At 73.5% G+C, this 26,424-nt stretch carries 22 protein-coding genes; 11 read left to right on the forward strand and 11 right to left on the reverse strand.

Going from position 1 to position 26,424, the window contains the following annotated elements; translation table 11 throughout:
• Nucleotides 1-30: 30 nt before the first annotated feature.
• From ACIRG6_RS03550 to ACIRG6_RS03570, 5 genes are all read right to left on the reverse strand, one after another.
• Nucleotides 31-288 (reverse strand): hypothetical protein, encoded by a 258-nt coding sequence (locus ACIRG6_RS03550; protein WP_318219366.1) that lies wholly within the window; start codon nt 286-288, stop codon nt 31-33.
• A gap of 236 nt (nt 289-524) precedes the next feature.
• On the reverse strand, nt 525-1,391 hold the full coding sequence (locus tag ACIRG6_RS03555; RefSeq protein WP_364674491.1) for a tyrosinase family protein: 867 nt from the start codon (nt 1,389-1,391) through the stop codon (nt 525-527).
• The gene (locus tag ACIRG6_RS03560) at nt 1,375-1,893 is read right to left on the reverse strand and encodes a tyrosinase family oxidase copper chaperone (RefSeq protein WP_403320487.1); all 519 of its coding nucleotides are present in this window, start codon (nt 1,891-1,893) and stop codon (nt 1,375-1,377) included. The genes ACIRG6_RS03555 and ACIRG6_RS03560 overlap by 17 nt, the downstream gene beginning before the upstream one ends.
• Before the next feature lie 228 nt (nt 1,894-2,121).
• Nucleotides 2,122-2,394 (reverse strand): hypothetical protein, encoded by a 273-nt coding sequence (locus ACIRG6_RS03565; RefSeq protein ID WP_364674496.1) that lies wholly within the window; start codon nt 2,392-2,394, stop codon nt 2,122-2,124.
• Nucleotides 2,395-2,538: 144 nt separating this feature from the next.
• Nucleotides 2,539-3,270 (reverse strand): hypothetical protein, encoded by a 732-nt coding sequence (locus ACIRG6_RS03570; RefSeq protein WP_403320489.1) that lies wholly within the window; start codon nt 3,268-3,270, stop codon nt 2,539-2,541.
• A gap of 314 nt (nt 3,271-3,584) precedes the next feature.
• Here ACIRG6_RS03570 and ACIRG6_RS03575 point away from each other — a divergent pair, with 314 nt between their 5' ends.
• The 8 genes from ACIRG6_RS03575 to ACIRG6_RS03610 are packed head-to-tail and all read left to right on the forward strand — an operon-like array spanning nt 3,585 to nt 13,028.
• Nucleotides 3,585-4,667, forward strand: coding sequence for a DUF3344 domain-containing protein (locus tag ACIRG6_RS03575; RefSeq protein WP_364674501.1), 1,083 nt, complete (start codon nt 3,585-3,587; stop codon nt 4,665-4,667).
• Nucleotides 4,668-4,717: 50 nt separating this feature from the next.
• Nucleotides 4,718-6,007 (forward strand): glycosyltransferase family 4 protein, encoded by a 1,290-nt coding sequence (locus ACIRG6_RS03580; protein WP_403320492.1) that lies wholly within the window; start codon nt 4,718-4,720, stop codon nt 6,005-6,007.
• Entirely contained in the window at nt 6,004-7,431 is a 1,428-nt protein-coding gene (locus ACIRG6_RS03585) for an exopolysaccharide biosynthesis polyprenyl glycosylphosphotransferase (protein WP_365023595.1), read from the forward strand. Before ACIRG6_RS03580 ends, ACIRG6_RS03585 begins: the two co-directional genes overlap by 4 nt.
• A 5-nt stretch (nt 7,432-7,436) precedes the next feature.
• Complete coding sequence (locus tag ACIRG6_RS03590; protein WP_364674510.1) at nt 7,437-8,780, forward strand: O-antigen ligase family protein; 1,344 nt, start codon at nt 7,437-7,439, stop codon at nt 8,778-8,780.
• Nucleotides 8,777-10,471, forward strand: coding sequence for a murein biosynthesis integral membrane protein MurJ (murJ, locus tag ACIRG6_RS03595; RefSeq protein WP_403320495.1), 1,695 nt, complete (start codon nt 8,777-8,779; stop codon nt 10,469-10,471). Before ACIRG6_RS03590 ends, murJ begins: the two co-directional genes overlap by 4 nt.
• The gene (locus ACIRG6_RS03600; RefSeq protein WP_364674516.1) at nt 10,455-11,219 is read left to right on the forward strand and encodes a polysaccharide deacetylase family protein; all 765 of its coding nucleotides are present in this window, start codon (nt 10,455-10,457) and stop codon (nt 11,217-11,219) included. Before murJ ends, ACIRG6_RS03600 begins: the two co-directional genes overlap by 17 nt.
• A 1-nt stretch (nt 11,220) precedes the next feature.
• Nucleotides 11,221-12,375: a glycosyltransferase gene (locus ACIRG6_RS03605; RefSeq protein ID WP_364674518.1), complete on the forward strand. Its 1,155-nt coding sequence runs from the start codon at nt 11,221-11,223 to the stop codon at nt 12,373-12,375.
• Complete coding sequence (locus ACIRG6_RS03610; RefSeq protein ID WP_364674521.1) at nt 12,372-13,028, forward strand: YveK family protein; 657 nt, start codon at nt 12,372-12,374, stop codon at nt 13,026-13,028. The genes ACIRG6_RS03605 and ACIRG6_RS03610 overlap by 4 nt, the downstream gene beginning before the upstream one ends.
• A gap of 74 nt (nt 13,029-13,102) precedes the next feature.
• Here the strand turns inward: ACIRG6_RS03610 and ACIRG6_RS03615 are convergent, their stop codons facing one another.
• The gene (locus ACIRG6_RS03615) at nt 13,103-14,392 is read right to left on the reverse strand and encodes a glycoside hydrolase family 26 protein (RefSeq protein ID WP_364674524.1); all 1,290 of its coding nucleotides are present in this window, start codon (nt 14,390-14,392) and stop codon (nt 13,103-13,105) included.
• A gap of 178 nt (nt 14,393-14,570) precedes the next feature.
• Here ACIRG6_RS03615 and ACIRG6_RS03620 point away from each other — a divergent pair, with 178 nt between their 5' ends.
• Both ACIRG6_RS03620 and ACIRG6_RS03625 read left to right on the forward strand, forming a co-directional pair.
• Nucleotides 14,571-15,833, forward strand: coding sequence for a carboxylate--amine ligase (locus ACIRG6_RS03620; RefSeq protein ID WP_364674527.1), 1,263 nt, complete (start codon nt 14,571-14,573; stop codon nt 15,831-15,833).
• Nucleotides 15,834-15,835: 2 nt separating this feature from the next.
• The gene (locus tag ACIRG6_RS03625; protein WP_364675045.1) at nt 15,836-17,101 is read left to right on the forward strand and encodes an NAD(P)-binding domain-containing protein; all 1,266 of its coding nucleotides are present in this window, start codon (nt 15,836-15,838) and stop codon (nt 17,099-17,101) included.
• Between the two features lie 206 nt (nt 17,102-17,307).
• On the opposite strand, the gene ACIRG6_RS03630 is transcribed toward ACIRG6_RS03625, so the two are convergent.
• The 4 genes from ACIRG6_RS03630 to ACIRG6_RS03645 form a co-directional block, all read right to left on the reverse strand.
• A complete protein-coding gene (locus ACIRG6_RS03630) occupies nt 17,308-18,201 on the reverse strand; it encodes a chaplin (protein ID WP_364819379.1) in 894 nt (297 codons plus the stop codon).
• A 244-nt stretch (nt 18,202-18,445) separates the two neighbouring features.
• Nucleotides 18,446-19,330: an ABC transporter permease gene (locus ACIRG6_RS03635; protein WP_364674533.1), complete on the reverse strand. Its 885-nt coding sequence runs from the start codon at nt 19,328-19,330 to the stop codon at nt 18,446-18,448.
• Entirely contained in the window at nt 19,327-21,978 is a 2,652-nt protein-coding gene (locus ACIRG6_RS03640) for a CocE/NonD family hydrolase (protein WP_403320500.1), read from the reverse strand. The genes ACIRG6_RS03635 and ACIRG6_RS03640 overlap by 4 nt, the downstream gene beginning before the upstream one ends.
• Nucleotides 21,979-22,106: 128 nt before the next feature.
• Entirely contained in the window at nt 22,107-23,543 is a 1,437-nt protein-coding gene (locus ACIRG6_RS03645) for an APC family permease (RefSeq protein ID WP_364674538.1), read from the reverse strand.
• Between the two features lie 343 nt (nt 23,544-23,886).
• Here ACIRG6_RS03645 and ACIRG6_RS03650 point away from each other — a divergent pair, with 343 nt between their 5' ends.
• On the forward strand, nt 23,887-24,744 hold the full coding sequence (locus ACIRG6_RS03650) for a hypothetical protein (protein ID WP_403320502.1): 858 nt from the start codon (nt 23,887-23,889) through the stop codon (nt 24,742-24,744).
• A gap of 64 nt (nt 24,745-24,808) precedes the next feature.
• Here the strand turns inward: ACIRG6_RS03650 and mmsA are convergent, their stop codons facing one another.
• On the reverse strand, nt 24,809-26,311 hold the full coding sequence (mmsA, locus tag ACIRG6_RS03655; RefSeq protein ID WP_364674543.1) for a CoA-acylating methylmalonate-semialdehyde dehydrogenase: 1,503 nt from the start codon (nt 26,309-26,311) through the stop codon (nt 24,809-24,811).
• Nucleotides 26,312-26,424 lie beyond the last annotated feature (113 nt).

The following is a 26,424-nucleotide window of genomic DNA, read 5'->3' on the forward strand; positions in this document are numbered from 1 at the left end:
GACCTACTCAGATCACCTGGTCAGTGATCCTCAGCCAAAGGCCTGGGTGCAGGTCACGGCGGTGTTGCCAGCCGCCGGGTTGCCGACACCGAGGAGCAGGTTGGCGGCAACGTTGGTGTCCTGCAGGCCGATCAGGGCCTGCTGGTTGTTGACCTCGCCCGTGCAGTTCTGGCTCTGCTTGCTCTCGAGCGACGGGTGGTCACCACCGGCGTAGCTGACACCCGTGCCGAGGAAACCGGCGCTGCCGAGCATGGCCAGGACGACCGCGGCCTTCTGGTACTTGCGCATTACCTCTCCGTTTCTCCTGTCGACACAGTCCGTGCTGGACTGGTCACTGACAGTGTTCAACATAGGCGACATTCGCGGCTTTTCACAGTCGAACCGCCCCAATGCGTGACTTTTTTGTAAAGGCGCACGTCACAGCCCCCGCGGGACTGCCGGTCGGGTGAACGCTCAAACGTGTCGGTCTCGCCACGCAAGGAGCCGGCCGGGCCGCTCCACCCGGCGCCGCACCCCCCGTCGGCTCACGCGTACCGGTAGATCCGGCCCACGTCCTCCAGCTCGCCCGGCGTCACGTCCCACGGCGGCAGCTTCTCGTGGCGTGCCACGACGCGGCCGTGCTGCGTGTCGCCGGAGTCCGGGGGTGTCGCGGGGAGGTAGCGGGCCCCGCGGTGCCGGCGCTGCCAGCGGTACCACTGCAGGTCGACGAAGGCGTGGTGCAGCCAGAAGACGGGGTCGTTGACGGAGGCGCCGCCGAGCATGTCGCCGCCGATCCAGCGGTGCACCCTGTTGTGGTTGCGCCAGGAGGCGCTGCCACGGCCCGTGCCCCAGCCCTCCAGCTTGTTGCGGAAGCCTTTCGTGACCGTCGAGTCCCAGGGCGCCACGTCGTAGGCGGGGTCCTTCAGCGCCCACTCGAGGTCGCTCTTCACGGGCAGGCCGATCGGGGCGCCGCGGCGGCCGAGGTCCCGGGTGAGGAAACCCCCGTCGGTCACGCCCACGTTGATGGTCCAGTTGCCTTCCCGGTGGGCGAACGGGCCGGTCATCACCCGGTGGTCGGAGCTTCGCCCGTTGCCGCCCATGAGGTCGGCCGTCCAGGGTGCGGACGTGGTCGTGCGATCGCGGGTCCAGTCCCAGTACGGAAGGGTCACCGAGGAGTCCACGCGACGCAGGGCGCCCTCCAGGTCGAGCAGGAGCCGGCGGTGCCAGGGCAGGAAGGAGGGAGCCATGTGGGCGGTGCGCAGTCCGCGCTCACCGTCGGAGGCGAAGTACGTGATGTGCATCCGTACGAACTCGTCGTATTCGCCGCGTCGTTTGACCTCCAGCAGGGCGTTGACGAACCGTCGTTTCTCGGCGCTGGTGAGCGTGGCGGCGTCCTTACGCACGTACGCCATGCCGGCCCCCCGCATGGTCGTGCGCCTGTCCCGGGCCCGTCGGTGCCGGGGCCGGGGTGTCGCGCAGCTGCCGGCCGGGGCCGAGCGTGTCGACGGCGGCGCGGGCGGCCTCCAGCGGTGTGGGGTACGAGCAGTAGTGGTCGAGCATGCTCAGCCAGGTGCCGTCGGCGCGGCGCATCAGGTGCAGTGGGCGGCCGTCGACGGTGACGTGCCACTGGTCGTTCCCGGCGGGGCCCCGGGCGGGGGTCCGGACCCCCTTGATGCGTCGTCCGCGATGGGTCACGTCGAATCCGGTGTCGCGCGGGCCGCTGCCGGGCAGGGGCCGATGGCGCGTGGAGCGGAAGGCGGTGAGTGCCGGGGCCAGTGCGGCGGCGAGTGCGGCGGCCCGCAGACCGCGCGCCAGGTCCCGCCGTGTTCTGCCCGTCTGTCGGAATCGCGCGGGGCCCGGCGCTTCGTCCTGGTCCTCGGCACGCGCCGGTGCCCCGCCCATGTCGGTCGTCATGGTCCACTCCCTCGTCCGTGCGGTTGTCGGTAGCGGTAACCGACCGACGGGGCAGGCGGTCACCCGCCGTACGGCTCAGGGCGTGAATGACGGAGAGAGACCCCCTGGGGAACGCTCGGAGTTCCGCCGCCGGCCGGTCCGCCGCCCACGCCCGGGGGGCACCTCCGACGACGGCATGCGAAAGCCGGCCCCCACGCATCCGGGGGCCGGCTTTCGGGCTGCTCGGTGTCAGGCGTGCAGCCCCAGGTCGCCGCGCACCGGCTTGGCCTCGTTCACTGCCGCCGCCGCGTCCTTCGTCGTGTGCAGCAGCGGGCCTTCCTTGCCGGTGTCGAGCACGGGCGCCGAGTCCTGCGACATCACCTCGAAGGGGAGCGCGGTGCGCAGGCCGGTGTCGACACCGGTGGATGCCAGCTCGGTCTGCCCGGCGAACGCGGGGGAGGCCACGCCCGCGGCGATCAGGGATCCGGCAATGACGGCGGCAGCCTTCAGGGACTTCATCATGTTCCTTTCTTCGGCAACGCGGGTCGCCGGAGGGGAAGTGTGTCGCCGTGCCTAACGACCCCGGGCCGGAGCGGAAACCGTGGAGGAGAGGATTGACAAGTCCTCATATGAAAGTGTTTCGCGGACCTGGGGCTTTTTCGGGGGCTACGCCGGCAGCAGCACCGACGTCAGCGGCGCGACACCGGGGAGCGTGACCCCCGGGAAGATCGGCGTCCGGACGGTGCCGGCCGGCGCGGGCAGGACCGGCGCCTGGGTCTCGGTGCCGAGCAGTCCGGCGATCAGGTTGCTCACGCGGCCCAGCAGTGCGTCGATCAGCGAGGGCGTCCCCGTGGCGTTCGTGTCCGCGTCGGTCTGCTCGGCCGCGTCCGTCTCCGTCGTCGTCCCGGTCCCGGTGTCCGCGTCGGTGTCCGTGCCCGTGCTCGTCGCGGTGCCGGACTGGAGGAGGTCGAGGAGGCTGTCGACGGCCTCCCGCAGGGCGGCCAGTTCCTCGTCCGAGAGCTCGTCGCCGGTGACGGTCACCACCGTGCCGCCCGACGTCGTGACCGACGACGACTCGGAGGTGGTGGTCGTGGGCGCCGGGTCCTCGTCGGCCGGCTTGGCCAGCGCGTCCTTCGCCGCGTCGCCCAGCTTCCTGGCCTCCGCCGCGGGCAGCCGGCCACCGTCCGCCTCGAGTACGGCCTTCAGCAGGTCGACGACCGGGGCGAGTCCGCGCTCGCCGGCATCGATGGCCCTGACCTGACCGAGCAGTGCGGCGGAGGTCGTCGCGCGGTGGTGCTCGGGTGCCGTGTCGGCCGCCCGGGCCGGGCCGGTGACGCCGGCGAGCAGGGCGGCACACAGCACGCCGGGGGCGATGAACCGGGCAGGCAGAGCGCGCATGGGGGTTCCTTTCGCAGGCTATGGATCTTGCAGCCCACCGTGGGAGCGCCCGGGCACCCCCGCAACCGGAGATGCGCCGTTCGGTAACACGCGCCCCGCCCCCTGGTGAGTCCCCGGCGGAGCGGATGCGGGGCCGGCCGCTCCCGAACCAGGCTTCACGATTCCAACACACTTACCGCTATCGCTGAATTTCAGGGAGTTTGTCCGTTTGGTGACTAGAGTTGCGAACCTCCTGAGCATCCTCACGGGCGGCCGCTTCGCACTCGTCCCCGCTGCCTGCCACCGCCACCCTGTTCCGAAAGGCTCCGACGGTCATGCCTCAATCCCTGGGTCAGATGCTTCGCCATGCGGCTGTGGGCGTCTTCTCCCTCGCTGCGATGTGGGCACCCTGCGGCCTCGCGTCCGCCACGCCGCTCGCGCCCGCCCCCGAGGCCGACAGCCTCGCCTTCTCCGAGCGCTACCGCGCACTCCAGCACGGTGGCATCGTGCGGGCGGCCAACACGTCCGCCACCTGCCGGGCCCAGGCGTCCTCGTGCCACGACGTACAGGCGGGAGCGCAGGGGGTGAACGGCGCGTTCGACATGTCCTACGTCGACGTCGACCGCGACCCGAACACCTACAACTCCTCCCGCGCGGAGGTCCGCCTGCCCGCCGGTTCCCAGGTGTCGTACGCGCGCCTGTACTGGGGCGGGAACCTGCGCGTGGGCGAGCAGAAGCCGTCCGAGGACAACGGCCGGGTGCTGATCGCCGAACCCGGCGGGGAGTACAAGGAGATTCTCGCGGACACGCTCGTCGGGCACCGCGTGACCGACACCGTGGACGCCTTCCAGGCCTCGGCGGACGTGACGCGGCTGGTGCGGGACAGCGGGGCGGGTCAGTACACCGTGGCCCAGGTCAACGTGGCCGCCGGCCGATCGACGGCCGGGGCCTGGGGCGGCTGGACCCTGGTGGTGGCGTACGAGAACGAGAGGGAACCGCTGCGGCACCTCGCGCTCTGGGACGGCTTCGTACCGCTGTGGGCCCAGGCCGCGGAACTCCGGCTGCGGGACTCGCGCTTCCCCTCGGACGCCGCGGGCAGCGTGGGCCTGGTCGCCTACGACGGCGACCGCGGCAGCGAAGGCGACTCGCTCACCGTGACCACCGGGTCCGGCTCCGTCGCGCTCAGCGGCCCCGGCAACCCCCGCGACGACGTACTGAACTCCACCATCACCGGCCCCGGGCACAACGCCCCGGCCCGGGTACCGGCGTACGCCAACAACCTCGGCTACGACTCCGACGTGTTCGATCTCGCGGGCGGTCTGCCGAACGCCGGTGACGAGGCGACCTTCCGCCTCGCCTCCGCACGGGACGGGGCGTGGGCCGGCGTGCTCTTCGCCGCGGTCGACGCCCGGCGGTGAACACACCGCAACCCGTCCCGAGTACCTGCGTGAGCGAGGAAACCGTGTCTGTGGCCCCGTCACTCCGCGGCCGTCCGCCGCGGGTCCTGCACCTCACCCAACCGGTGGACGGCGGGGTCGCGCGCGTCGTGACGGACCTCGTCCGGGCCCAGCTGGCGGACGGTCTGGAGGTCACCGCGGTCTGCCCCGACAGCCCGCTCGCCGCCCGACTGCGGGCGGCGGGCGCGCACGTCCGGCACTGGCAGGCGACCCGGTCACCGGGGCCCTCGCTCCTGCGGGAGGTACGGCGCCTCGCGCGCCTGATCGACGACGTACGCCCCGACCTGGTGCACGCGCACAGCGCGAAGGCGGGACTCGCCGGCCGGCTCGCGGTGCGCGGGCGGATCCCGACGGTCTTCCAGCCGCACGCCTGGTCGTTCGAGGCGGTCGGCGGGAGCACCGCGGCCCTCGCCCTCCGGTGGGAGCGGTGGGGGGCACGCTGGGCCACGCGGATGCTGTGCGTGAGCGAGGCCGAACGCGCGACCGGCGTCCGGGCCGGCATCACCGGCAGGTGGACGGTCGTCCCCAACGGCGTCGATCCCGAGCGCTACCGCCCGGCCGTGGCCGGCACCGTGCGAGCCGCGCTGGCACCGCTCGCCGGCGTCCACCCGGCGGCCCCCCTCGCGGTCTGTGTGGGACGGCTGTGCCCGCAGAAGGGGCAGGACGTCCTGCTGCGCGCGTGGGACACCGTGGTGCGCAAGGTGCCCGACGCCCGGCTCGTGCTGGTCGGCGACGGACCGGACCGCGACCGGCTGCGCCGGGACGCCCCCGACTCCGTGCTGTTCACCGGCGCCGTCGCCGACACCTCCGTCTGGTACCAGGCCGCCGACCTCGCCGTCCTGCCGTCCCGCTGGGAGGGCATGGCGCTGGCCCCGCTGGAGGCGATGGCCTGCGGCGTGCCGGTACTGGTCACCGACGTCGACGGCGCCCGCGAGAGCCTGCCGCCCGCCCTCACCGCCCGGTGCGTGATCCCGCCGGACAACCCGGGGGAACTGGCCGCGGCCATCACCGGACTGCTGCTCGACGCGCCGCTGCGCGCGTCCCTCGGCGTCCAGGGCCGCCGGCACGTGCTGTCCCTCCACGACGTACGACACACCACCGAGGCCGTCGCGGACGTCTACCGCGACCTCCTCGGCCCATGGCCCGCCTCACCCGGTGCGCGCCCGTTCACGGCGATCGAACGCACCACCACCCGCGGCGTCGAGCGGGGCCGCCCGCTCGGCACGGGCCGGGGCTCCGGGGCGGACCCGACAACACAGGACGTCGAGTCCACCGAGCACAGGGAGTCCATCCACTCGTGACTGCCGAACGTACCGTGCCCTCCCCCGGTGTGACGCCGCGGGACCACGGCTTCCCATCCGTCTCCGTCATGCCGCCGCTCGACCCCGCGGCGCATGTGCGATTCTCCCCCCCGCGGCCCCCGGCGCCTCCGGCCTCACCGGTACCGCTGTTCCTCGTGGACGGCGGCGCCGCCGTGCTGGGCACGCTGGCGCTCACCGGCGCCCAGCGCCAGCCGCTGCTGATCACCCTGCTGATCGTCACGTCCCTTCTGCTGCGCGTCCGCGACAGCCGGCCACCGGTGCCGGGCCTGCTGGAGGAACTGCCCGCGGTGTGCGGCCGCACCGCCGTCGCCTGGCTGGTGCCCGCGGCGCTCTGGGCGGCGTACCGGCCGGAGGACGCCTTGTCCGCCGGCACCGTGCTGACGGGCGTCGTCCTCCAGGCGGGGGCGTGCTGTGCGCTGCGCGCGGCCGTGCACGGGCGGCGGCGCGCCGCACTGCTGCGCCATCCGCACGCCGCGCTCGTGGTGGGCCCCCCGGCGACCGCACAACGCGTGGCCGCCGCCGTGCTCCGCCACCCGCGGTGCGGCGTGCGGCCGGTGGGCGTGGTCGCCGAGCAGCCGGAGGGCACCGAGGGGATCCCGGTGCTGCGGACCGGCGAGGAGGTCGAACGGGCGGTCATCCAGAACGGGGTGCGCGCGGTGCTGACCGTCCATCCCTCGGTCCGCGCCGAACAGGCGCCGCTGCTGCGCACGCTGGCCGAATCGGGCTGCGTGATCTGGGAACTCGACGCCGACTCCCCCTCGTACACCACGGGGGAACGGCTGGCCGGGTTCGCCTGCCGGCGCCTCGACCTGTCCCCGACGCGCCGCGGCGGCCCGGGCAAGCGGCTGCTCGACATCCTCGTGTCGGGCACGCTGCTGCTGCTGGTCAGCCCGCTGCTGCTGGTGTGTGCGACGGTCCTGCGCCTCGGTGACGGTCCCGGTGTGGTGTTCCGGCAGGAGCGGATCGGCAGGGACGGCAAGCCGTTCACGCTGCTGAAGTTCCGCACCCACCGCCCGGTGAACGAGCACGAGTCGGCGACGCGGTGGAGCGTGGCCAACGAGAACGAGATGAGCCGCTTCTGCCGTATGTTGCGGCGCACGTCGCTCGACGAGCTGCTCCAGCTGTGGAACGTGCTGCGCGGTGACATGAGCCTGGTCGGCCCGCGTCCCGAACGCGCCTACTTCGTCGCGCAGTTCAGCGGGGCCCACCCCGGTTACGCGGCCCGCCACCGCATGCGGACCGGCATCACCGGCCTCGCCCAGATCCACGGGCTGCGCGGCGACACCTCGATCGAGGACCGCTGCCGGTTCGACAACGCCTACATCGACGACTGGTCGCTGTGGCAGGACATCTGCATCCTGCTGCGCACCGCGGCCACGCTGGTCCGCCCGACGGGGAGCTGACCGACGTGAGCCACACTCTCGCACCGCTCCCGCGCCGGGCCGCCGCGCTCGGACCGGTCCTGCCCCTGGCGGCGGTGCTCGCCCTGCTGGCGCTGCCGCCGGCCGGGCACGGACCGGGGCCCGCCGACGTGGGCTCCGGGCTGGTGGTGGGGTACTGCGTGATCCGGCTGCTGCGGGAGGGACGGCGCCCGCTGTCGCCCGCCGCGGCCCTGGTGCTGGGCCTGCCGGTCGTGGGGATCGCGTTCGCCGCGCTGGGGGCGTCCTCGCCCGCGGCCGGGCTGGCCGGCATGGCCCGCTATCTGCAGATCTTCGTGCTGGTCCCGGCGGCGGTGCTGTTGCTGCTCCGGGACCGCCGCGACGTCCGGGTGCTGGCCTGGACGTTCGTGGGCCTCGCCCTGTGCGAGGGCGCCGTCGGCGTCCACCAGTACGTCACCCGCACCGGCGCCTCCTACCAGGGCGACGACATCCGGGCGGTCGGCACCTTCGGCGCCCAGGACGTGATGGGCATGGCGTCCGTGGTGTCCCTCGGTCTGGTGTGCGCCACCGGGCTCGCGCTGGGCCGGGCACCGGTGTGGCAGCGGGCGACCGCCACGGGCTGCGCGCTCGTGCTGCTCGCCCCGCTCACGGTGTCCTTCAGCCGGGGCGCCTGGATCGCGACCGTCCTGACGTGCAGCCTGCAACTGGCGCTGGCCGGGCTGCGCCGCACCCTGAAGGTGGCCGCCGCGCTGGCCGCCGCGGGGGTGGTCCTGGTGGGCGGGTTCGGCGTCGGCACCGCACAGCTGCAGGAGCGGATCGGCAGCATCGCGCAGGTCACCGACGCGCCCGACCAGTCCGTCGTCGACCGGTACACCCTGTGGTCGTCGGCGACCGGTATGTGGCGCGACCACCCGCTGACCGGCGTGGGCCTGAAGAACTTCCCCGAGTACCGCGACGGGCACGCCACGCTGGCCCTGTCGTCGGGCAGCGACATCGAGGGCGCCGGAGCCGAGTTCCACAAGCAGGCGCTGCTGTCGCCGCACAACATGTACCTGCTGGTGCTGAGCGAGCAGGGGCTGATCGGTCTGCTCACCCTGGCCGGGGGCTGGCTGGCCCTGCTGGTGTGCGGGGTGCGCAGACTGCTGCGCGTCCGCCGCCGCGGACCGGGATTCGACTGCGGGCTGGTCGCCTGCGGGCTGCTGGTCTGGGTGCTGACCGACTTCCTGTACGGCGACATCGGCGGACCCTCGACCCTGGTGACCGCCATGGCCCTGGGACTCGCGTCCTGGTGGGCGCTGGCCGGCGGCGAGCGGCGGGACGCCCTGTCACCCGGTGGGGTACGGGACCGCGTCGAGGAGGCGGTGGCCCGATGACGACGGTGCCTTCGAAGATCCCCGAACCTGGGACCGACGAAGCGGCGCCCGTGCCCGCGGCGCGTGCGGCCACCTCGGCAGGGACCGGCCCCGACCAGGCCTCGGCCTCCCGGAAGTTCCTCGCCCGGGCGACGCTCGTCACGGCGGCGCTGTCCATCGCCGGCTCTCTGCTCGGCCTGGTGCGCGACCAGTCGCTGGCCCGGCTGTTCGGTGCCGGGAGCGACACGGACGCCTTCCTCGTCGCGTGGACCGTGCCGGAGCTGGCCGCCACGCTGCTGATCGAGGACGGGCTGGCGCTGGTGCTGATCCCGGCGTTCAGCCTGGCGCTGGCCCGCCGCGCCCGGGGCGCCGCGGGAGACCCGGTCCGGGCCCTGGTCGCCGCCACCCTGCCCCGTCTGTGCCTGGCCCTCGCCGCGGTGGCCGCGCTGGTCGCCGGTGCGGCTCCCCTGCTGGTCCGGGCCCTGGCGCCCGGCCTGCCCGACCCCCGCCTCGCCGTCGACTGCACCCGGCTCACGGCGATCAGCCTGCTGGCCTTCGGGCTCGCCGGGTACTGCAGCGCCGCGCTGCGGGCGCACCGCCGCTTCTTCGCGCCCGCGGCGATCTACGTCGCCTACAACGCCGGCATCATCGCCGCGATGTTCCTGCTCGGCGGCCGGTGGGGCGTGCGTGCCGCGGCGGCCGGCGTCGCGGCGGGCGGCTGTCTGATGGTGGCGGTCCAGCTGCCGTCCCTGTGGCGGCAGCTGACGTCTCGCACCCCGGCGCCGCAGGAGCCCGGGGCCGGGGCGGACGCCGGGGAGCGGCCGATGCGGTTCGCTCTCATCGCCGCCGTCCTCCTCTTCGCCCTGTGCCGCCAGTCGCAGGTCCTCGTCGAGCGTTTCCTCGCCTCCTCCCTGCCCGCCGGGGCCATCTCGCACCTGAACTACGCGCAGAAGGTGGCCCAGATCCCGATGACGCTGTCGCTGATGGTGTGCACGGTCACCTTTCCCGTGGTGGCGCGGGCACTCGCGGACGGCGACACCGAACGCGCCCGCAGCCGGGTGGAGCGGGACCTCGTGCTGGCCTCCTGCGTGGTGCTGATGGGGATGTGCGCGGTGATCGCCTGCGCCCCGCAGATGATCGAACTGCTCTTCCAGCGGGGCGCCTTCACGGGAGCCGACTCCGTCGCGACGGCGGACGTCATGCGGGTGTACGCCGTCGGGCTGCTGGGCCAGACCCTGGTGGGTGCCCTGGTCCGCTCCTACTTCTCGGCGGGCCGGCCCCGCTGGTACCCCGTCGGCGTGATGGCCGCGGGCATCGGCGTGACCTCACTGATCGGCGCCGTGACGGTGCGCCCCTGGGGGGTGGCGGGGATCGCCGCCGCCAACGCCTTCGGCATCACCGTCACGGCCGCCCTGCTCCTCGCCGGACTGCGCACGGGCCGGCGCAGCAGCCCGCACGGCGTCACGGTCCGCGTCCGGCAGGTCCTGGCCCAGCTGAGCGGGCCCGTGCTCGCGACGGTCGCCGCCACCCTCGCCGGGGCGTTCGCCGCGAGCCGGTTCGGCTCCCCGGTGGGGGGCCTCACGGCCGGCTGCCTGACCGTGACCGCCGTCTTCGTCCCGCTCGCCTGGGCCACGGGGGTCCGGGGTTCCTCATCCGCCGTGCGTTTCCTGCGCACCGTCACACGAAGGCTCACCCATGGCCGCTTCCGTTGATTCCGTCCAGACCGCCCAAGCCGTCGCCCCGCCCCCGGGCCCGCCGCCGTGGGTGGCGATGTACCACTCGGTGGGCGACTGCTCGGACGATCCGTACCGCATCACGGTCACTCCCGAGCGACTCGGCAAGCAGCTGGCGTGGCTGCGCCGCCGGGGGCTGCGCGGCGTGTCCGTGGCCGACCTGCTCGCCGCCCGCGCCCGGGGCGAGGGGCGGGGCCTGGTCGGGCTCACCTTCGACGACGGGTACACCGACTTCGTCACCGCCGCCCTGCCGGTGCTGCGCCGGTGGAACTGCGGCGCCACCCTCTTCGTCCTGCCCGGACGGCTCGGCGGCGACAACGCCTGGGACCCGCTCGGCCCGCGCAAGCCGCTGCTGACCGCCGACGGCATCCGGCAGGCGGCCGCGGAGGGCGTGGAGATCGGCTCGCACGGACTGACCCACGTCGACCTCACCCGGGCGGACGACCTGGAACTGAAGACCGAGGTCGTCGAGAGCCGCGCGCTGCTGGCGGAGCTGACCGGTGTCCGCCCCGACGGCTTCTGCTACCCGTACGGCACGGTCGACGCCCGCGCCGTCGAGGCGGTGCGCGACGCCGGATACACCTACGCCTGTGCCATCGACCCCGGCCCGCTGACCGGCCCGCACGCCCTGCCCCGCGTCCACGTCGGGCAGAACGACACGGCCTGGCGGCTGTACCTCAAGCACCGGCTGCACCGGCTGCGCCGGCGCCCCGTGGAAGGCCCCTGAGATGAAGGCCCTGCACATCATCACCGGCCTCGGCGTCGGCGGGGCCGAGCAGCAACTGCGCCTGCTGCTGCGTCATCTGCCCGTCGCCTGCGACGTCGTCACGCTCACCAACCCCGGCCCGGTCGCCGAGGGCCTCACCGCCGACGGTGTCCGCGTCGTGCATCTGGGCATGACCGGCAACCGCGACCTGACCGCGCTCCCCCGGCTGGTCCGGCTGATCCGCGCCGGCGGTTACGACCTGGTCCACACCCACCTGTACCGGGCCTGCGTCTACGGCCGGCTGGCCGCGCGCGTCGCCGGGGTCCGCGCCGTCGTCGCCACCGAGCACTCGCTGGGCGACTCGCAGATGGAGGGCCGCAGACTCACCGCCGGGGTACGCGCGCTGTACCTCGCCAGCGAGCGGCTCGGCTCGACGACGGTCGCCGTCTCCTCGGCGGTGGCCCACCGGCTGAAGCACTGGGGCGTGCCGGCGCCCCGCATCGAGGTCGTCCCGAACGGCATCGAGCTGGACCGCTTCCGGTTCGACCAGGACCGGCGGGCACGCACCCGCCGGCGCCTCGGCCTGCCTCAGGACGCGTTCGTCGTCGGCGGTGTCGGCCGGCTCACCCGGGGGAAGCGGTTCGACGTCCTCGTCCACGCGCTCACCCGGCTGCCGGAGGACCACTGGCTGCTGCTGGTGGGCGGCGGCCCCGACGAGCACCTCCTGCGCCGCACGGCCCACGAGGCCGGTGTGTCCGGGCGGGTCCTGTTCACCGGCGAACGCCCCTACGTCCCCGACGGCTCCCCGGGCCCCGACCTGCCCGCGCTCACCTCCGCGATGGACCTGTTCGCGTCCCCGTCGCCGGACGAGGCCTTCGGTCTGGCGGCGGTGGAGGCGCTGGCGGCGGGCCTGCCCGTGCTCTACGCCTCCTGCCCGGCCATCGAGGACCTGCCGCCGTCGGCCACCGCCGGCGCCCGGCGCGTGCGGGGCGGCCCCGACGCGTACGCCCGCGCGATCGCCGAGGTGAGCGCGGCGGGCGCCGGGCCCCGCACCGTCCCGGACGTCGCGCGCCGCTACTGCATCACCCGCAGCACAGCCCGCCTCGTCGACGTCTACGCGGCAGCGGTCTCCCGCTCGCCGTCGCCCCTCTCACCCCTCGGAGCAAGCACGTCATGACCGACACTCCGACCCGCCGGCGCCTCGTGTCCGCGGCTCGTGTCAAGAAGCTGCCGTCCTGGTCGGTGCTCGCGGCGGGCGCCCTCGCCGGCACCCTGGTCGGCGGCGCCTACGGCCTCTTCACACCGGCCACCTACACGGCCACCAGCTATGTCGTCGCCGTGCCGACGGCGAAGTCCACCCCGGAGGCCGCCCGCGGGTTCGCTCAGGCGTACGGCCGTGTCGCCACCCAGCTCGCGGTGCTGGGGGACGCGCAGGTGTGGGCGGGCGTACCGGTGCGCACCCTGCAGGAGCAGGTGCGCACCGCGACCTCGCCGGACGCCCCGATGGTCGCCGTCTCGGCCACCTCCACGCGGCCCGGCCTGGCCGTCGACATGGCCAACGCGGTCTCCCGGGCGCTGACGCAGCACGCGGACCACTCCAAGAACAACACCCAGGTCCAGCTCGTGCAGTTCTCCCGCGCGGTGAAGCCGAGCAGCCCGACGTCCGCTTCGCCGACGGTGACCGCCCTGGTGGGCGCGAGCGCGGGCGGGCTGCTGGGCGGCCTGGCCCTGCTGGCACGGCCGAGGCGTACCCGCCGGGAGGACGACCCCGCCCCCGTTCCGTCGGTGCCCGGCCCGGCCCCGGCCGCCGACGTGCACGGACAGCGGTGACGGCGGCGCGGTGCCCGGTGGTGGCGGCGGACCCTGACACGGGCCGGCCGCCACCGGCCGGGACGGCGGGAGCCCTAGTCGTCGAGCGACCACCACTCGAAGCGGAGGCAGAGCTTGCCCCCGAGCCAGTACTCCACCCAACTGCCCAGCTCCAGCGGCGAGCACCCTACCGGGGGCTGCGGCAGCGTGGGCTCGGTCGGTGTGGGATCGGGCGTGGTGGGCGTGGGAGTGGGCGGAGCGGTCGGTGCCGTCCCGTCGGCGAGGCGGGAGACGACGGACCGGTAGACGCGGGAGGCGTCCGGGTTGGCCCCGCACTGCCACACACCGTGCGGGCAGTAGTCGGTCAGCGTGTTGTACAGCGGCTTGTGCTCGACGATCCACTCCAGCATGCGCCGCATGTACTCGGGATTGTCGCCGTTACGGAAGAGCCCCCACTCGGGGTAGGAAATGGGTTTGCCGTGGGCCTTCGCGAAGTCCACGTGCGCCTGGAGCCCGTAGGGCTCCTTCACCTGCCGGTCGAAGGACATCCCGGACGGCTGGTCGTAGGAGTCCATGCCGATGACGTCGACCGTGTCGTCGCCCGGGTAGCACTCGGTCCAGGGAAGGGCGTCCCGGCCGCGGCTCGGCGCGAAGTCGAACCGGAACTTCTGGCCCGGCACCGCGCGCATGGTGGTGACGATCCGGTTCCAGTACTTCTTCCAGGCCTCCGGGTCCGGCCCGCACCGGTGGGTGTAGGTGACGCCGTTCATCTCCCAGCCGAGCACCAGGACCGTGTCCGGCACCTTCAGCCGGACCAGCCGCTCGGCCAGGGCACGGAAGTGGTGGTCGAACTCCCCGGCCGCGCCGCGCCGCAGCAGTTGCCGGACCTCGGCGTCGGAGACGCCCGCCTCGTTGCGCTCCTGCATGGGCACGTTCAGGACGAGCATCCGGTCGTCCTTGGCCTTGCGCCAGTGCGCCCACGGCTCGAGGAAGCGGATGTCCCCCTCGATGTCCTGCCAGCGGTTGCCGGGCAGGTAGGTGTGACCGACGCGGAGTTCGGCGCCGCCGAGCCAGCGGCTGAGCTGCGCCATGCGGGCCACACCACGGGCGTCGGAGGCGAGGAAGGCGCCGAAGGCCGGTGCCTTCGGGGCCGGTGCCTTCGGGCCCGGTGCCGGGGTGGCCGCCGACGGCGCCGCCGACGGCTCGGGAACGGCCGGGCGCGGACCTGCGGGCCCTGTCGGGGCCGGCGGCGGAGCGGGTGGATCAGTGCCTCGCACCACCCCCACCCCCGCCGCGGGACCGGACGCCAGGACGGCCGACGCGGCCACCGTCGCCGCGCCCACGGCCAGCCTGCCGAACCGGAACCGCTTGTGCTGTGGAGCCATGCCTGCTCCTTTCTTCACTCTCGTCCGACCTCTGTTTCTTTTCTCGCTATTGACGAACAGTCATATGAATTCAGACACAGGACATTCCGTGGCGCCACTGCCCTTGGGGCTTTCGAGTGCCGAACTCGCCCGTGCGGGTGAACAGACCCGGAACAGACCCAAAAGAAAGTGAGATTTCATGTCGTTGCTCGACACCCGTGTCCCCGCGGTACTGCTGCGGATCGACCCGAATCCCTTCCACCACGGAACGCTGGGCGCGGTGCGGTCCCTCGGCAGGGCGGGCGTGGAGGTGCACGTCGTCGCCGACTCGGCCGGAAGCCCCCTCCACAAGTCGCGTTACGTACGGCGGATGCACCCCCCGCCGCTCCCGGGAGCGTCCGCGGACGACATCCTCACCGTGCTGCGCCGGGTGGCAGGTGAGGTGGCGTCACCCGCCGTCCTGATCCCGATGGACGACGCGAGCGCGATCGCCGTGGCCCGCATGCGGGACGTCCTCGCCCCCTCCTACCTGCTGCCCGCGACGCCGGGCGCGCTGGCCGAACGCGTCGCCGACAAGGGCGAACTGGCCGCCGTGTGCGCCGCCGCGGACGTACCGCACCCGGTGACGCTGGTCCCGGACGACCCCGCGGGGGCCGCCGACGCCGTGCGGAGGCTCGGAGTGCCGGTGGTGGCGAAGTGGAGCCGTCCCTGGCTGCTGCCGGCCGGCAGCGGGCTGCGCAGCACGCTGCTGGTGCGGTCCCCGGAGCAGGCACGGGAGCTGTACCTGCGCACCGCGGAGGCGGGCAGCCCGCTGCTGCTCCAGGCCTACCTGCCGCCGGGGCCCGACCGGGACTGGTTCTTCCACGGCTACGCCGACGGCTCGGGCGCCGTGCGCGCGGGCGGACCGGGCCGCAAGCAGCTGGCCTGGCCGCGGGGAGCGGGCCTGACCGCGGTGGGCCGCTGGACACCCAACCCGCAGGTGCAGGCGCTGGCCGAGCGGCTCACCGGTGAGCTGGGCTACCGGGGCATCTTCGATCTCGACTTCCGCCGCTGCGGCACGACGGGGCGCTATCACCTGCTGGACTTCAATCCGCGCCCCGGCGCGCAGTTCCGGCTCTTCGCGGACAGCGCGGGCCTGGACGTCGTGCGCGCCCAGCATCTCGACCTGACGGGCCGTCCGCTCCCGGACGGCGCCCCGCTGGCCGGGCGGACGTTCGTGGTGGAGAACTACGCGCCGCTGACCGCGCTGCGTCCGGCCCCCGACGGCCGCGAACTGGCGTGGTACGCCCGGGACGACCCCGCCCCCGGATGGGCGATGTGGGCCCTGTGGAGCCGTCATGTGTCCGGCCGGCTGCGAGAGCGGCTGCGCCCGACGACGCCGGCCCGGACGTCACCGGCATCACCCCCGATCCCCAGGGCGGCCTCGTCCTCCCTGACCGACAACGAGAAAGCGAGCAAGTGATGATGTACGACCTTCTGGTGGTGGGCGCGGGTCCGTACGGTCTGTCGATCGCGTCCCACGCCGCGGCCGCCGGGCTGAACCTGCGTGTGCTCGGCCGGCCCATGGCGTCCTGGCGGGACCACATGCCCGGCGGCATGTACCTGAAGTCGGAGCCCTGGGCGTCCAACCTCTCCGATCCCCACGGACGCTGGCGCCTGGACGCGTACTGCGCGGAGAAGGGGCTGACGGCACGTCACGCGCAGCCGATCCCGGTGGAGGAGTTCGCGTCGTACGGCCTGTGGTTCGCACGTCACGCCGTGCCGGAGGTGGACGAGCGCATGGTCGCGCGGTTGGCGTCCGGCCCCGGCGGCTTCACGGCGGTCACCGAGGACGGAGAGGCACTGCACTCACGGACGGTGGCGATGGCGGTGGGCGTGATGCCGTTCATCGAGGTACCGCCCGCACTGCGCGGGCTGCACCCGGCGCTGGTGACGCACAGCAGCCACCACAGCGACCTCACCCCGTTCCGCGGCAAGGACGTGACGGTGATCGGCGGCGGCCAGGCGGCGCTGGAGACCGCGGCGCTGCTCGCCGAACAGGGCACCCGGGTGCGGGTGCTGGCGCGGGCGGAGCAGGTGCGCTGGAACGACGTGCCGCCGCCCTGGGAGCGCCCCTGGACGGAGACGCTCCGTTCGCCGCACAGCGGACTCGGCCCCGGCTGGCGGAACTGGTTCTACTCCGAGCGCCCCGGCGTGTTCCGGCGGCTGCCGGAGGCGACCCGGACCCGGATCGCGGCCACGGCCCTGGGGCCGGCCGGCGCGTGGTGGGTGCGGGACCGGGTGGAGCGCGCGGTGGAGCTGATGCCGGGCCACGAGGTGACCGCGGCCAGCGCGGTGGCGGGCGGCGTACGGCTGGACACGGTGCGCCGCGACGGCACCGTGCACACCCTGGAGACCGAGCACGTCATCGCCGCCACCGGGTTCAAGCCGCGCTGCGACCGGATGGGGATGCTCGCCTCCGACCTGCGCGGCACACTGGCGATCCTGCCCGACGGCTCCCCGGCGACCGGCCGGGAGTTCGAGTCGTCCCACCCGGGCCTGTTCCTCGCGGGCCTGGTGACGGCCTCCGGTTTCGGCCCGGCCATGCGTTTCGTCCACGGCGCGACGTTCACGGCGAGGACCCTCGTCCAAGGGGTGCGCCGCCGGCTCAGGACGACCCCGGCCCGCGGAACGGTCCCCGTTCCGGGAGTGGCCGGCCGGAGCGCGTCGCCGTCGCCGGTGGGCCACTGACGGAAGCGCCGCCGACCCGCGGGCCGCTGCCGCGAGACGAGCCGGCGGCCCGCAGGTGGGCCGCCGGCCGGGGCGTACGACCGCCCGGCACGGCGAACCGCCCCCGGTCCGCCCGGCCACCTGGTGGTGGCCCGGGTCGGTCCGGGGGCGGTTCGCCGAGGAGGACAGCGGGTGCCGGGCGGGTCGCGTCCGGCACCCGGGAACGGCTAGCGGCGGGCTGCGACCCGGCCGCGGCGGTACAGCATCGCTCCGCCACCGAGCAGCGCGGCACCGGCGACCGAGGCCGTCAGCATGCCCGCGCTGCCGGTCTCGGCCAGCTGCGGCGTCTCGCCGGGCTCCTCGACACCCACCGAAGGCGGCGTGTCGACCGTGCGCACGGGCGGAGTGGTGGGCGTGCCGGTGGTCGGAGGCGTCTCGGGCGCCGGCGGCAGCTCTTCCTCGGTGCCGTAGCCGGGCTCGGACCCGTACGAGGTGTTGCCGCACGAGTTGCCGTACGCGTCGTCGAGGACCGCGAGCACACCGACGGAGTTGCCGCACACGTTCACCGGCACGTGGATCGGCGCCTGGACGCTGTTCCCGGACAGCAGACCGTAGGAGTCCTCGGTGTGCCCCACGGCCCGCGCGCCGTCGGCGGAGCCGCTGTCCGAGGACGTGGACGACGAGTCCGCGTGCGAGACGTTGCCGCACGAGTTGCCGTACGCGTCGTTGAGCGCCGCGAGCGCGTCGACGGTGTTGCCGCACACGTTCACCGGCACGTGGACCGGCGCCTGGACGCTGTTCCCGGACGCGATTCCCGAGGCTTCCTCGGTGTTGCCCACGGCCCGGGCGCCGCCGGCGGAGCCGGACTGGTCCGCGTGCGAGACGTTGCCGCACGCGTTGCCGTACGCGTCGTTGAACGCCGCGAGCACACCGACGGTGTTGCCGCACACGTTCACCGGCACGTCGATGGGCGCCTGGACGTTGTTCCCGGACAGCAGACCGGAAGCATCGTCGGTGGCTCCCACCGCGATGCTGTCAGCGAGTGCCGGGGTGCCGGACAGGGACAGAATGCCCGTGGCGGCGGCCGCCGCGAACACTCCCCTGCTCAGGGTCTGTCGCAATGTCGTGATCTTCCTGCTTGAAGTGCTGCGCGAATTCCTGCGGGAAAGGCCCGTGTACCGCGGATGGAGCAGGCGACGGCGTCGGTGCCCATTGCCTTCTCGGGCACTGCGCGTTCCTTTCTCGTGGCGTCGCATGCCTACTGCTTCATAAACCCGACACGTGAGAATCGGTTGCGCAGGTTCACCCGGTTGGACCGCGCAGTATTCAAAAATTTCCGGAAAGAACGGGGCGGCGCCTGGCCACTCAGGACACCACGTCCTTGCGGGCGAACCCCCTGAACGCCAGGGCGAACAGGACGAGCGCGTACGTCACGGAGATCGCGGCGCCCTGGATCATGCCGGACCATTCGGGATGCGGCTGGACGGCGTCCGCCCAGGCGAACTGCCAGTGCGCGGGCAGGAAGTCGCGCCAGTGGCCGAGGGCGGTGACGGCGTCCAGGACGTTGCCGACGATGGTGAGGCCCACCGCGCCGCCGACCGCGCCGAGCGGGGCGTCGGTCCTGGTGGACAGCCAGAACGCCAGTCCGGCCGTGACCAGTTGGGACACGAAGATGTACGCCACGACCACCACGAGCCGCAGCGCCGCCGTCCCCGGGGCGAGCGAGCCGCCCGTCGGGATCGCCAGCGGCCCCCAGCCGTAGGCGACCGTGCCCACGGCGAGCGCGACCAGCGGCAGCAGCACCATCGCGGCGAGGCTGAGCCCCAGCCCGACGGCGAGCTTGGACGCGAGCAGCCGGGCGCGCGGCACCGGTGCGGCGAGCAGGTAGCGCAGGGAGGACCAGCTCGCCTCGGAGGCGACGGTGTCCCCGCAGAACAGGGCGACGGGGACGACCAGCAGGAAGCCCGCCGAGACGAAGAGGCTGACCGCGGCGAAGTTGGCGCCGGAGGCGGTGGCCGTGTCCATCAGGGTGATGCGGTCGCCGGGGCCGTCCGGTTCACCGCCGATCGCGAAGGCGACGACCAGGACGAACGGCAGGGCGGCGAGGATCGCGCCCATGACCAGGGTGCGGCGCCGCTTCAGCTGACGCACCAGCTCCACCCGCAGGGGCAGGGTGCGGCCCGGCCGGTAGTCGTACGCGGACGCGGCCGGCTCGGCGGGCCGCCCGGTCCGCTCGGTGAGCGCGCTCATGCGGAACCTCCGATCAGGGTGAGGAAGGCGTCCTCCAGGCGGCGGTGCGGGCCGACCGAGGCCACCGGCACCTCCAGCCGGACCAGTTCGGCCACCAGGCGGGGCGCCGTGCCGTCGGTGTCGAGGCGGACCAGGAGCCCGTCGTCGGTGTGCACGACCGAGGCCACGCCCGGCAGCGCGGCGACCTTCTCCACGACCGGTTCCTCCACGGGGAGGTCGGTGCCGACGAGGAGGGTGTCGCCGGAGCCGATGATCTCGGCGACCGGGCCCGCCTGGACCAGGCGTCCGCGGTCCATGACCACCAGGTGGGTGCAGGACTGCTCGACCTCGGCGAGCAGGTGGCTGGAGACGATGACGGTGCGCCCGGCGGCCGCGTACCGGATCATCACCTCGCGCATCTCGCGGATCTGGGGCGGGTCGAGGCCGTTGGTCGGCTCGTCCAGGATGAGCAGGTCGGGCAGGCCCAGCATGGCCTGGGCGAGGGCGAGGCGCTGGCGCATGCCCTGCGAGTAGGTGCGCACCGCCCGGGCCAGGGCGTCGCCGAGGCCGGCGATCTCCAGGGCCTCGTCCAGGTGGGCGTTCTCGGGCGGGCGGCCGGTGGCCCGCCAGTACAGCTCCAGGTTCTCCCGGCCGGACAGGTGCGGCAGGAAGCCGGCTCCCTCGACGAAGGCGCCGACCCGGGACAGCACGGGGGCGCCGGGCCGGACGGCGTGGCCGAAGACGCGGATCTCGCCCTCGTCCGGCGTGATCAGGCCCATCAGCATGCGCAGGGTGGTCGTCTTGCCGGCGCCGTTGGGGCCGAGCAGGCCGAGGACCTGGCCCTTCTCGACGCGGAAGGACAGCTCCCGCACCGCGTACCGGTCGGCCGCACCGGCGTAGCGCTTGGTGAGGCCGGTGATCCGGAGCGGGACCTCGGCGAGGGCGGGGTCCGGGGCGGGCGTGGCGGTGCGGCGGCGGCCGGTCAGCAGCAGGGCCAGGGCGACGGCGAGACCGGCGAGCGGCAGCCACCACACCCAGGCGGGCAGCGGGGCGGCGGCCGTGGTGACGCCGGGTGCCGTCGGCACCTTCAGATCGCCCGCGAGGGAGACCGTGTACGTCGCCGGGGCGGCCGGGGAGGCGTAGCCGAGGTCGGTGGAGGCGAGGACCAGGCGCAGCCGGTGGCCCTTCTCGACCTCGTGGTCGATCGCCGGGAGGGTGAGGGTGACGTCCTTGCCGACCTTGGCGCCCTCGACGCGGACGGGCGTGACGAGCTGCGCGGGGAGCACCGGGGCGGCGCCGCCGGGGCCGACGTCGTACACCTTGCCGAACAGGACGGCGTCGTCGGAGGTGGAGCGGACGTGGACGGTGGCCGTCGGGGAGCCGGTGACGCGCAGGTCCTCGGTCAGCGGGGCCGACTGGAAGGCGGCGAACTGGCCGGGGAAGTCCAGGGAGACGCCCACACCGAGGGAGGACAGCTGTGAGAGCCCGCCCGCGCCGCCGAGGCCGGGGAGGGCGGAGACGGCGGGCGGGTTCGCGCCGGCCGGGTTGGCGAAGCGCTGCTCGCGTCCGCTCAGGGGCACGGAGGCGGGCCCGCCGCCCAGGCCGGGGTACCGGTCCGCGCTCGCGCCCCGCAACTGGGCCTGTCCGTCGGTGGAGTCCACTCCGCCGGTGCGGGTGACCCGGAAGGCGGGGCCGGTGGCGGCGCCCTCGTCGTCCTTCAGATAGCGGTCGAACCAGGAGTGCACGCGCGCCTGGACGCGGTCCGTCTCCTGGTCGCCGCCGTCGTGCCCGCCCGCGATCCAGTCGACGTCGACGGGCGCGCCGTTCGCACGGATCGCCCGGGCCGCGGCGTCGGCCTGGCCGAGCGGGAAGAGGGAGTCGGTCTGGCCCTGCGCCAGCAGGGTGGGGACCTCGATGCGCTCGCCCACGGCCTGCGGGCTGCGTTCCCGGAGCAGCTTCACGGCCGCCGGGTCCGGCACCCCGGACTCGGCGACCCGCTGGTGCATCCGGCACAGGGCGTCCTCGAAACGGTCGCAGCCGCCGCCGGTGTTGACGAAGATGCCCGCCCAGAGCTTCTTGAAGACGCCGTTCGGGAACAGCGCGTCCGCGAGGTTCCAGTAGGTGATGGAGGGGGCGATGGCGTCCACGCGGTCGTCGTGGCCCGCGGCGAGCAGCGCGACCGCGCCGCCGTAGGAGGCGCCGGCCATGCCGACGCGCGGGTCGCCGGCCTTGTCGAGCCGCACCTGCGGCTGCCGCGCCAGCCAGTCGATCAGCCGGGAGACGTCGGCGACCTCGCCGTCCGGGTCGTTGAGCCCGATCTTCCCCGTGGACCTGCCGAAGCCGCGCGCCGACCAGGTCAGCACCGCGTACCCGTCCCGGGCGAGGCTCTCCGCCTGCTGCCGCAGGTCGGCCTTGCTGCCGCCGAAGCCGTGCGCGAGCAGGACGGCGGGACGGCGGCCGCCGGAACCGGCCGTGAAGTAGGAGGTGTCCAGGCGCACCCCGTCGCCGACGGACATCATCCGGTCGGTGCGTCGTACCGGGGGCGGGTCGTCGGAGGCGACTGCCGTCCACGTCCCCGCGCCGGCGAGCACGACGACGGCGGCCGCGGCGGAGACCATCCGCCGCGGCCGCCGCAGCAGCCCCCGCATGCGGGGCAGTCGAAGATCCATGCGTCAACGGTACGGGCCGCCACCGGGATCCGGGGGCCCTCCAGGGGCTGAACCGCCGCCCCTCCCACGGACGTACGGCGCCCCGCCGCCGTACCGCGGACGCGGTACGGCGACGGGGCGGTCCGGGCTCACGCCCCGGCGGGTTCCCGGGCGTCGTCCCGGGTGTCCTCCGGGAGGGTCACCAGCCAGCGGGTGTCACGGCGCGGACGCAGGTACAGGGCCCAGTACAGGGTGGCGACGGCGGTGATGCCGCCGGTCCACAGCAGGTAGCTCGTCTCCTGCTGGGTCAGGATGTAGGCGAGGACCACGATCAGCAGGACGGGCACGGCGGGCCACAGGGGCATGCGCCACGCCTGCGTGTGCCGGTGGTCGCCGCGCCGGCACAGCAGGGCGGCGATCGCGACCAGCAGGTACATGCCGGTCACCGAGACGCCGGTGACGCCGTACAGGGTGTCGAGGTTGACGAAGCAGAGCAGCGCGCCGGGCACGCCGACCGCGAGGGTGGAGACCCAGGGGGAGCCGAACCGGCCGAGCTTGGCGAAGAGGTTGTTCACCGGCTCGGGCCACGCCTTGTCGCGGGCGGAGGCGAACAGCACGCGCGAGTTCTGGATGACCATCACGATGCCGGCGTTGATGATGGCGAGGGCCACGCAGAGGCTGACGAAGGTCCCGACGGCCGAGTTGGACCAGGCGGTGACCATGGAGCCGATGTCGCCGCCGGTCAGTTCGGCGAGGTCCGAGGCGCCCAGGGTGATGGCGACGACCGGCACCAGGATGATCACGGTGGAGATGGCGAGGGTGGCGAGCACCGTGCGGGCGACGTTGCGGCGCGGGTGCTCCAGTTCCTCGGAGAGGTAGACGGCGGTGGAGAAGCCCTGGGTGATGAACAGGGCGATGGCGAGCCCTGAGACGACCAGCATGGCCGTCACGGCGTCCGTGTGGCCGTCGGCGCCGGCCACCTCCATCGAGGCGAGGCTGCCGAGGCCGCGCTCGCCGTGGGCGAAGCCCAGCACCGCGACGACGGCGGCGGCGATGACCTCCAGGACCAGGAAGACGCCGGTGATCCAGGCGTTGGCGCGCAGGTCGAGCAGGCCGGCGAGGGTGGCGAGCACCATGACGCCGGCGCCGGCCATCGACGGGTCGAGGTGCACGATCGGTTCGAGGTAGTCGGCCGTGCCCATCGCGATCACCGGCGGGACGATCATGACGACCAGCAGGGACAGCACGAAGACCAGCCAGCCCGCCAGCCGCCCGGCCATGGTCGACACCATGGCGTACTCGCCGCCCGCGCTGGGGATCAAGGTGCCCAGCTCCGAGTAGCAGAACGCCACGGCGATACAGAGGAGGGAGCCGATGGCGATCGTCAGGGCGGTGGCGGTGCCGAGCGAGCCGAACAGGTCGGGCACGACCACGAACAGCGTGGAGGCGGGGGTCACGCACGAGAGCGTCAGGAGAGTGCCGCCGACCACCCCGATGGAACGCTTGAGCGTCCGGGACTCCGGGTGGTCCGGCTGATCCGGGGGCGCTGCGGTGGCGGTCTGGGCGGGGCGGAGCGTGTCGGTCATGGAGCGGTTCCGATCGACTCGTGCTGTGTGGTTCGGGCGGGAGCGCTATCGCCTCCGGCGGCTTGGTCGTACGTGGTTCTCGTCCGCTCCCGGCGCAAGATAGAACCTCGACGAAAACCAGCACGTCAATGGGTGTTTACCTACGGAATCCGTTGATCGGTGTCGACGGGACAACGGGAAAGCGCATCACAGGCCGTCGGCTGGGGCCCGTTGAGGCGTACGGGAACCGTAGCCGGGCCGGTAAAAAAACGTGCGGCCTTCCGGTGTCCGGGCGCTGTCGGCGGTGCCCGGTAGAGTCCGCGGCACAGGTGAATCACAGGATCACGGCAACGGGTGGGGACTCATGAAGCTGAGGTACACGGCGGCCTGGGTGGGGCTGACGGCGGCGACGATCGTGGCGACGTCCGCGTGCGGTTCGCAGGGCGCGAAGGACGCCGCCGAGACCGCGGACAAGGCGGCGACGAAGGCCGTGGACAAGGCGGACAGCATCATGGCGGCCCTCACCCGGGCCACCGACCGCACCGAGGAACTGGGCTCCGCGGAGGTCCGGACGACGACCGACCTGGGCACGGGCGAACCCATCGCGATGGACGGCACGTACTCCTGGGGCGACGGCTACGCGCTCGACGTCGAGATGGACACCGAGGCCGCGCAGATGCAGGCGCTCACGGACTCCCCGACGGTGCGCACGCTGTTCGTGGACGGCGCCTACTACTACGACATCGACCCGCAGCCCGCCGGCCCGCTCGCGGGCAAGGAGTGGATGAAGATCGACGGGTCGGCCGTGTTCGGCGAGTCCGGCGCCGCCGCGTTCAGCGGGGGCGGCGGGGGCGGCAGCCCGGCGGACTCCATGAAGGGCCTCAAGTACGCGAGCGACGTCGACGACCTCGGCAAGGAGAACGTCAACGGCAAGCCCACGACGCACTACCGGGCCGTGCTCGACCAGAACGACCTGGGCAAGTTCAAGGAGGCCCTCGGCGGCGAGGACAGCCTGCTCAACTCCGGTGCCGGCAGCGGCTCGATCACCATGGACATCTGGGTGGGCGACAAGGACCTGCCGGTGCGCCTGAAGCAGGAGTTCGGCGCCATGACGGTCACCATGGACTTCGACAAGTTCGGCGCCACCCAGGACATCGTGGCCCCGCCCGCCGACCAGACCGGTGACCTCACCGACGAGGTGAAGGCGCAGCAGCAGGGCTGAGGGCACGGAGGTGCCCCGTCCCGCACGGGTGGGACGGGGCACCGCGCGTTGTCCGGGCTTCGCCTCAGTGGTTGCGGGGGAAGCCCAGGTCCACGCCCGCCGGGGCGTCGGCCGGGTCCGGCCAGCGGGTGGTGACGACCTTGCCGCGGGTGTAGAAGTGCGTGCCGTCGTTGCCGTAGATGTGGTGGTCGCCGAAGAGCGAGTCCTTCCAGCCGCCGAAGGAGTGGTAGCCCACGGGGACCGGGATCGGGACGTTCACGCCGACCATGCCGGCCTCGACCTCCAGCTGGAAGCGGCGGGCCGCGCCGCCGTCCCGGGTGAAGATCGCGGTGCCGTTGCCGAACGGCGAGGCGTTGATGAGGGCCACGCCCTCCTCGTACGTGTCGGCGCGCAGCACGCACAGCACCGGGCCGAAGATCTCGTCCCGGTAGGCCTTGGCCGTGGTCGGCACCCGGTCCAGCAGGGAGATGCCGATCCAGTGGCCGTCCTCGTGGCCGTCGACGGTGTAGCCGGTGCCGTCGAGGACGACCTCGCAGCCCTCGGCCGCCGCGCCCTCGACGTAGCCGGCCACCTTGTCGCGGTGCGCCTTGGTGATCAGCGGGCCCATCTCGGACGTCGGATCGTTGCCCGGGCCGATCTTGATCTTCTCGGCGCGCTCACGGATCTTCTCCACCAGCTCGTCGCCGATGGCCCCGACCGCGACGACCGCGGAGATCGCCATGCAGCGCTCGCCCGCCGAGCCGTAGGCCGCGCTCACCGCGGCGTCGGCCGCCGCGTCCAGGTCGGCGTCCGGCAGCACCAGCATGTGGTTCTTGGCGCCGCCCAGCGCCTGGACCCGCTTGCCGTTGGCCGAGGCGGTGGTGTGGATGTAGCGGGCGATCGGCGTGGAGCCGACGAAGGAGACCGCCTTGACGTCCGGGTGCTCCAGCAGGCGGTCCACGGCCACCTTGTCACCGTGCACGACGTTGAAGACGCCGTCCGGCAGACCGGCCTCGGAGAGCAGCTCGGCGATCCTCACGGCGGCCGACGGGTCCTTCTCGCTCGGCTTGAGCACGAAGGTGTTGCCGCACGCGATGGCGATGGGGAACATCCACATCGGCACCATCGCCGGGAAGTTGAACGGCGTGATGCCCGCGACGACGCCGAGCGGCTGCCGGATGGAGGACACGTCGACGCGGGTGGCGACCTGCGTCGACAGCTCGCCCTTGAGCTGCACGCTGATGCCGCACGCCAGGTCGACGATCTCCAGGCCGCGCGCGACCTCGCCGAGCGCGTCGGAGTGCACCTTGCCGTGCTCGGCGGTGATCAGGGCGGCGATCTCGTCGCGGTGGGCGTCCAGCAGAGCCCGGAATGCGAAGAGGATCGAGGTGCGCTGCGCCAGCGAGGACTGCCCCCAGGTCCGGTACGCGTCCTTGGCGGCGGCGACCGCGGCGTCCACCTCGTCCACCGAGGCGAAGGCCACCTTGGTGGTGACCTCACCGGTCGCCGGGTCGGTCACCGGCCCGTACGTGCCCGAGGCGCCTTCGGCGGTCTTGCCGCCGATCCAGTGGTTGACGATGTTCGTCATGACCGAGAACTCCTTCACAGTTGGCGGCGACGGGTCGTAGCGTGCCGTTCGTCCAGCTCACGGGCCGTTGCCGGCGACGGTCGGGTCGCGGTCAAGGCCATGGGTCCATCTCA

It is taken from the genome of Streptomyces flaveolus (assembly GCF_044765825.1).
Lineage (GTDB): Bacteria > Actinomycetota > Actinomycetes > Streptomycetales > Streptomycetaceae > Streptomyces > Streptomyces flaveolus.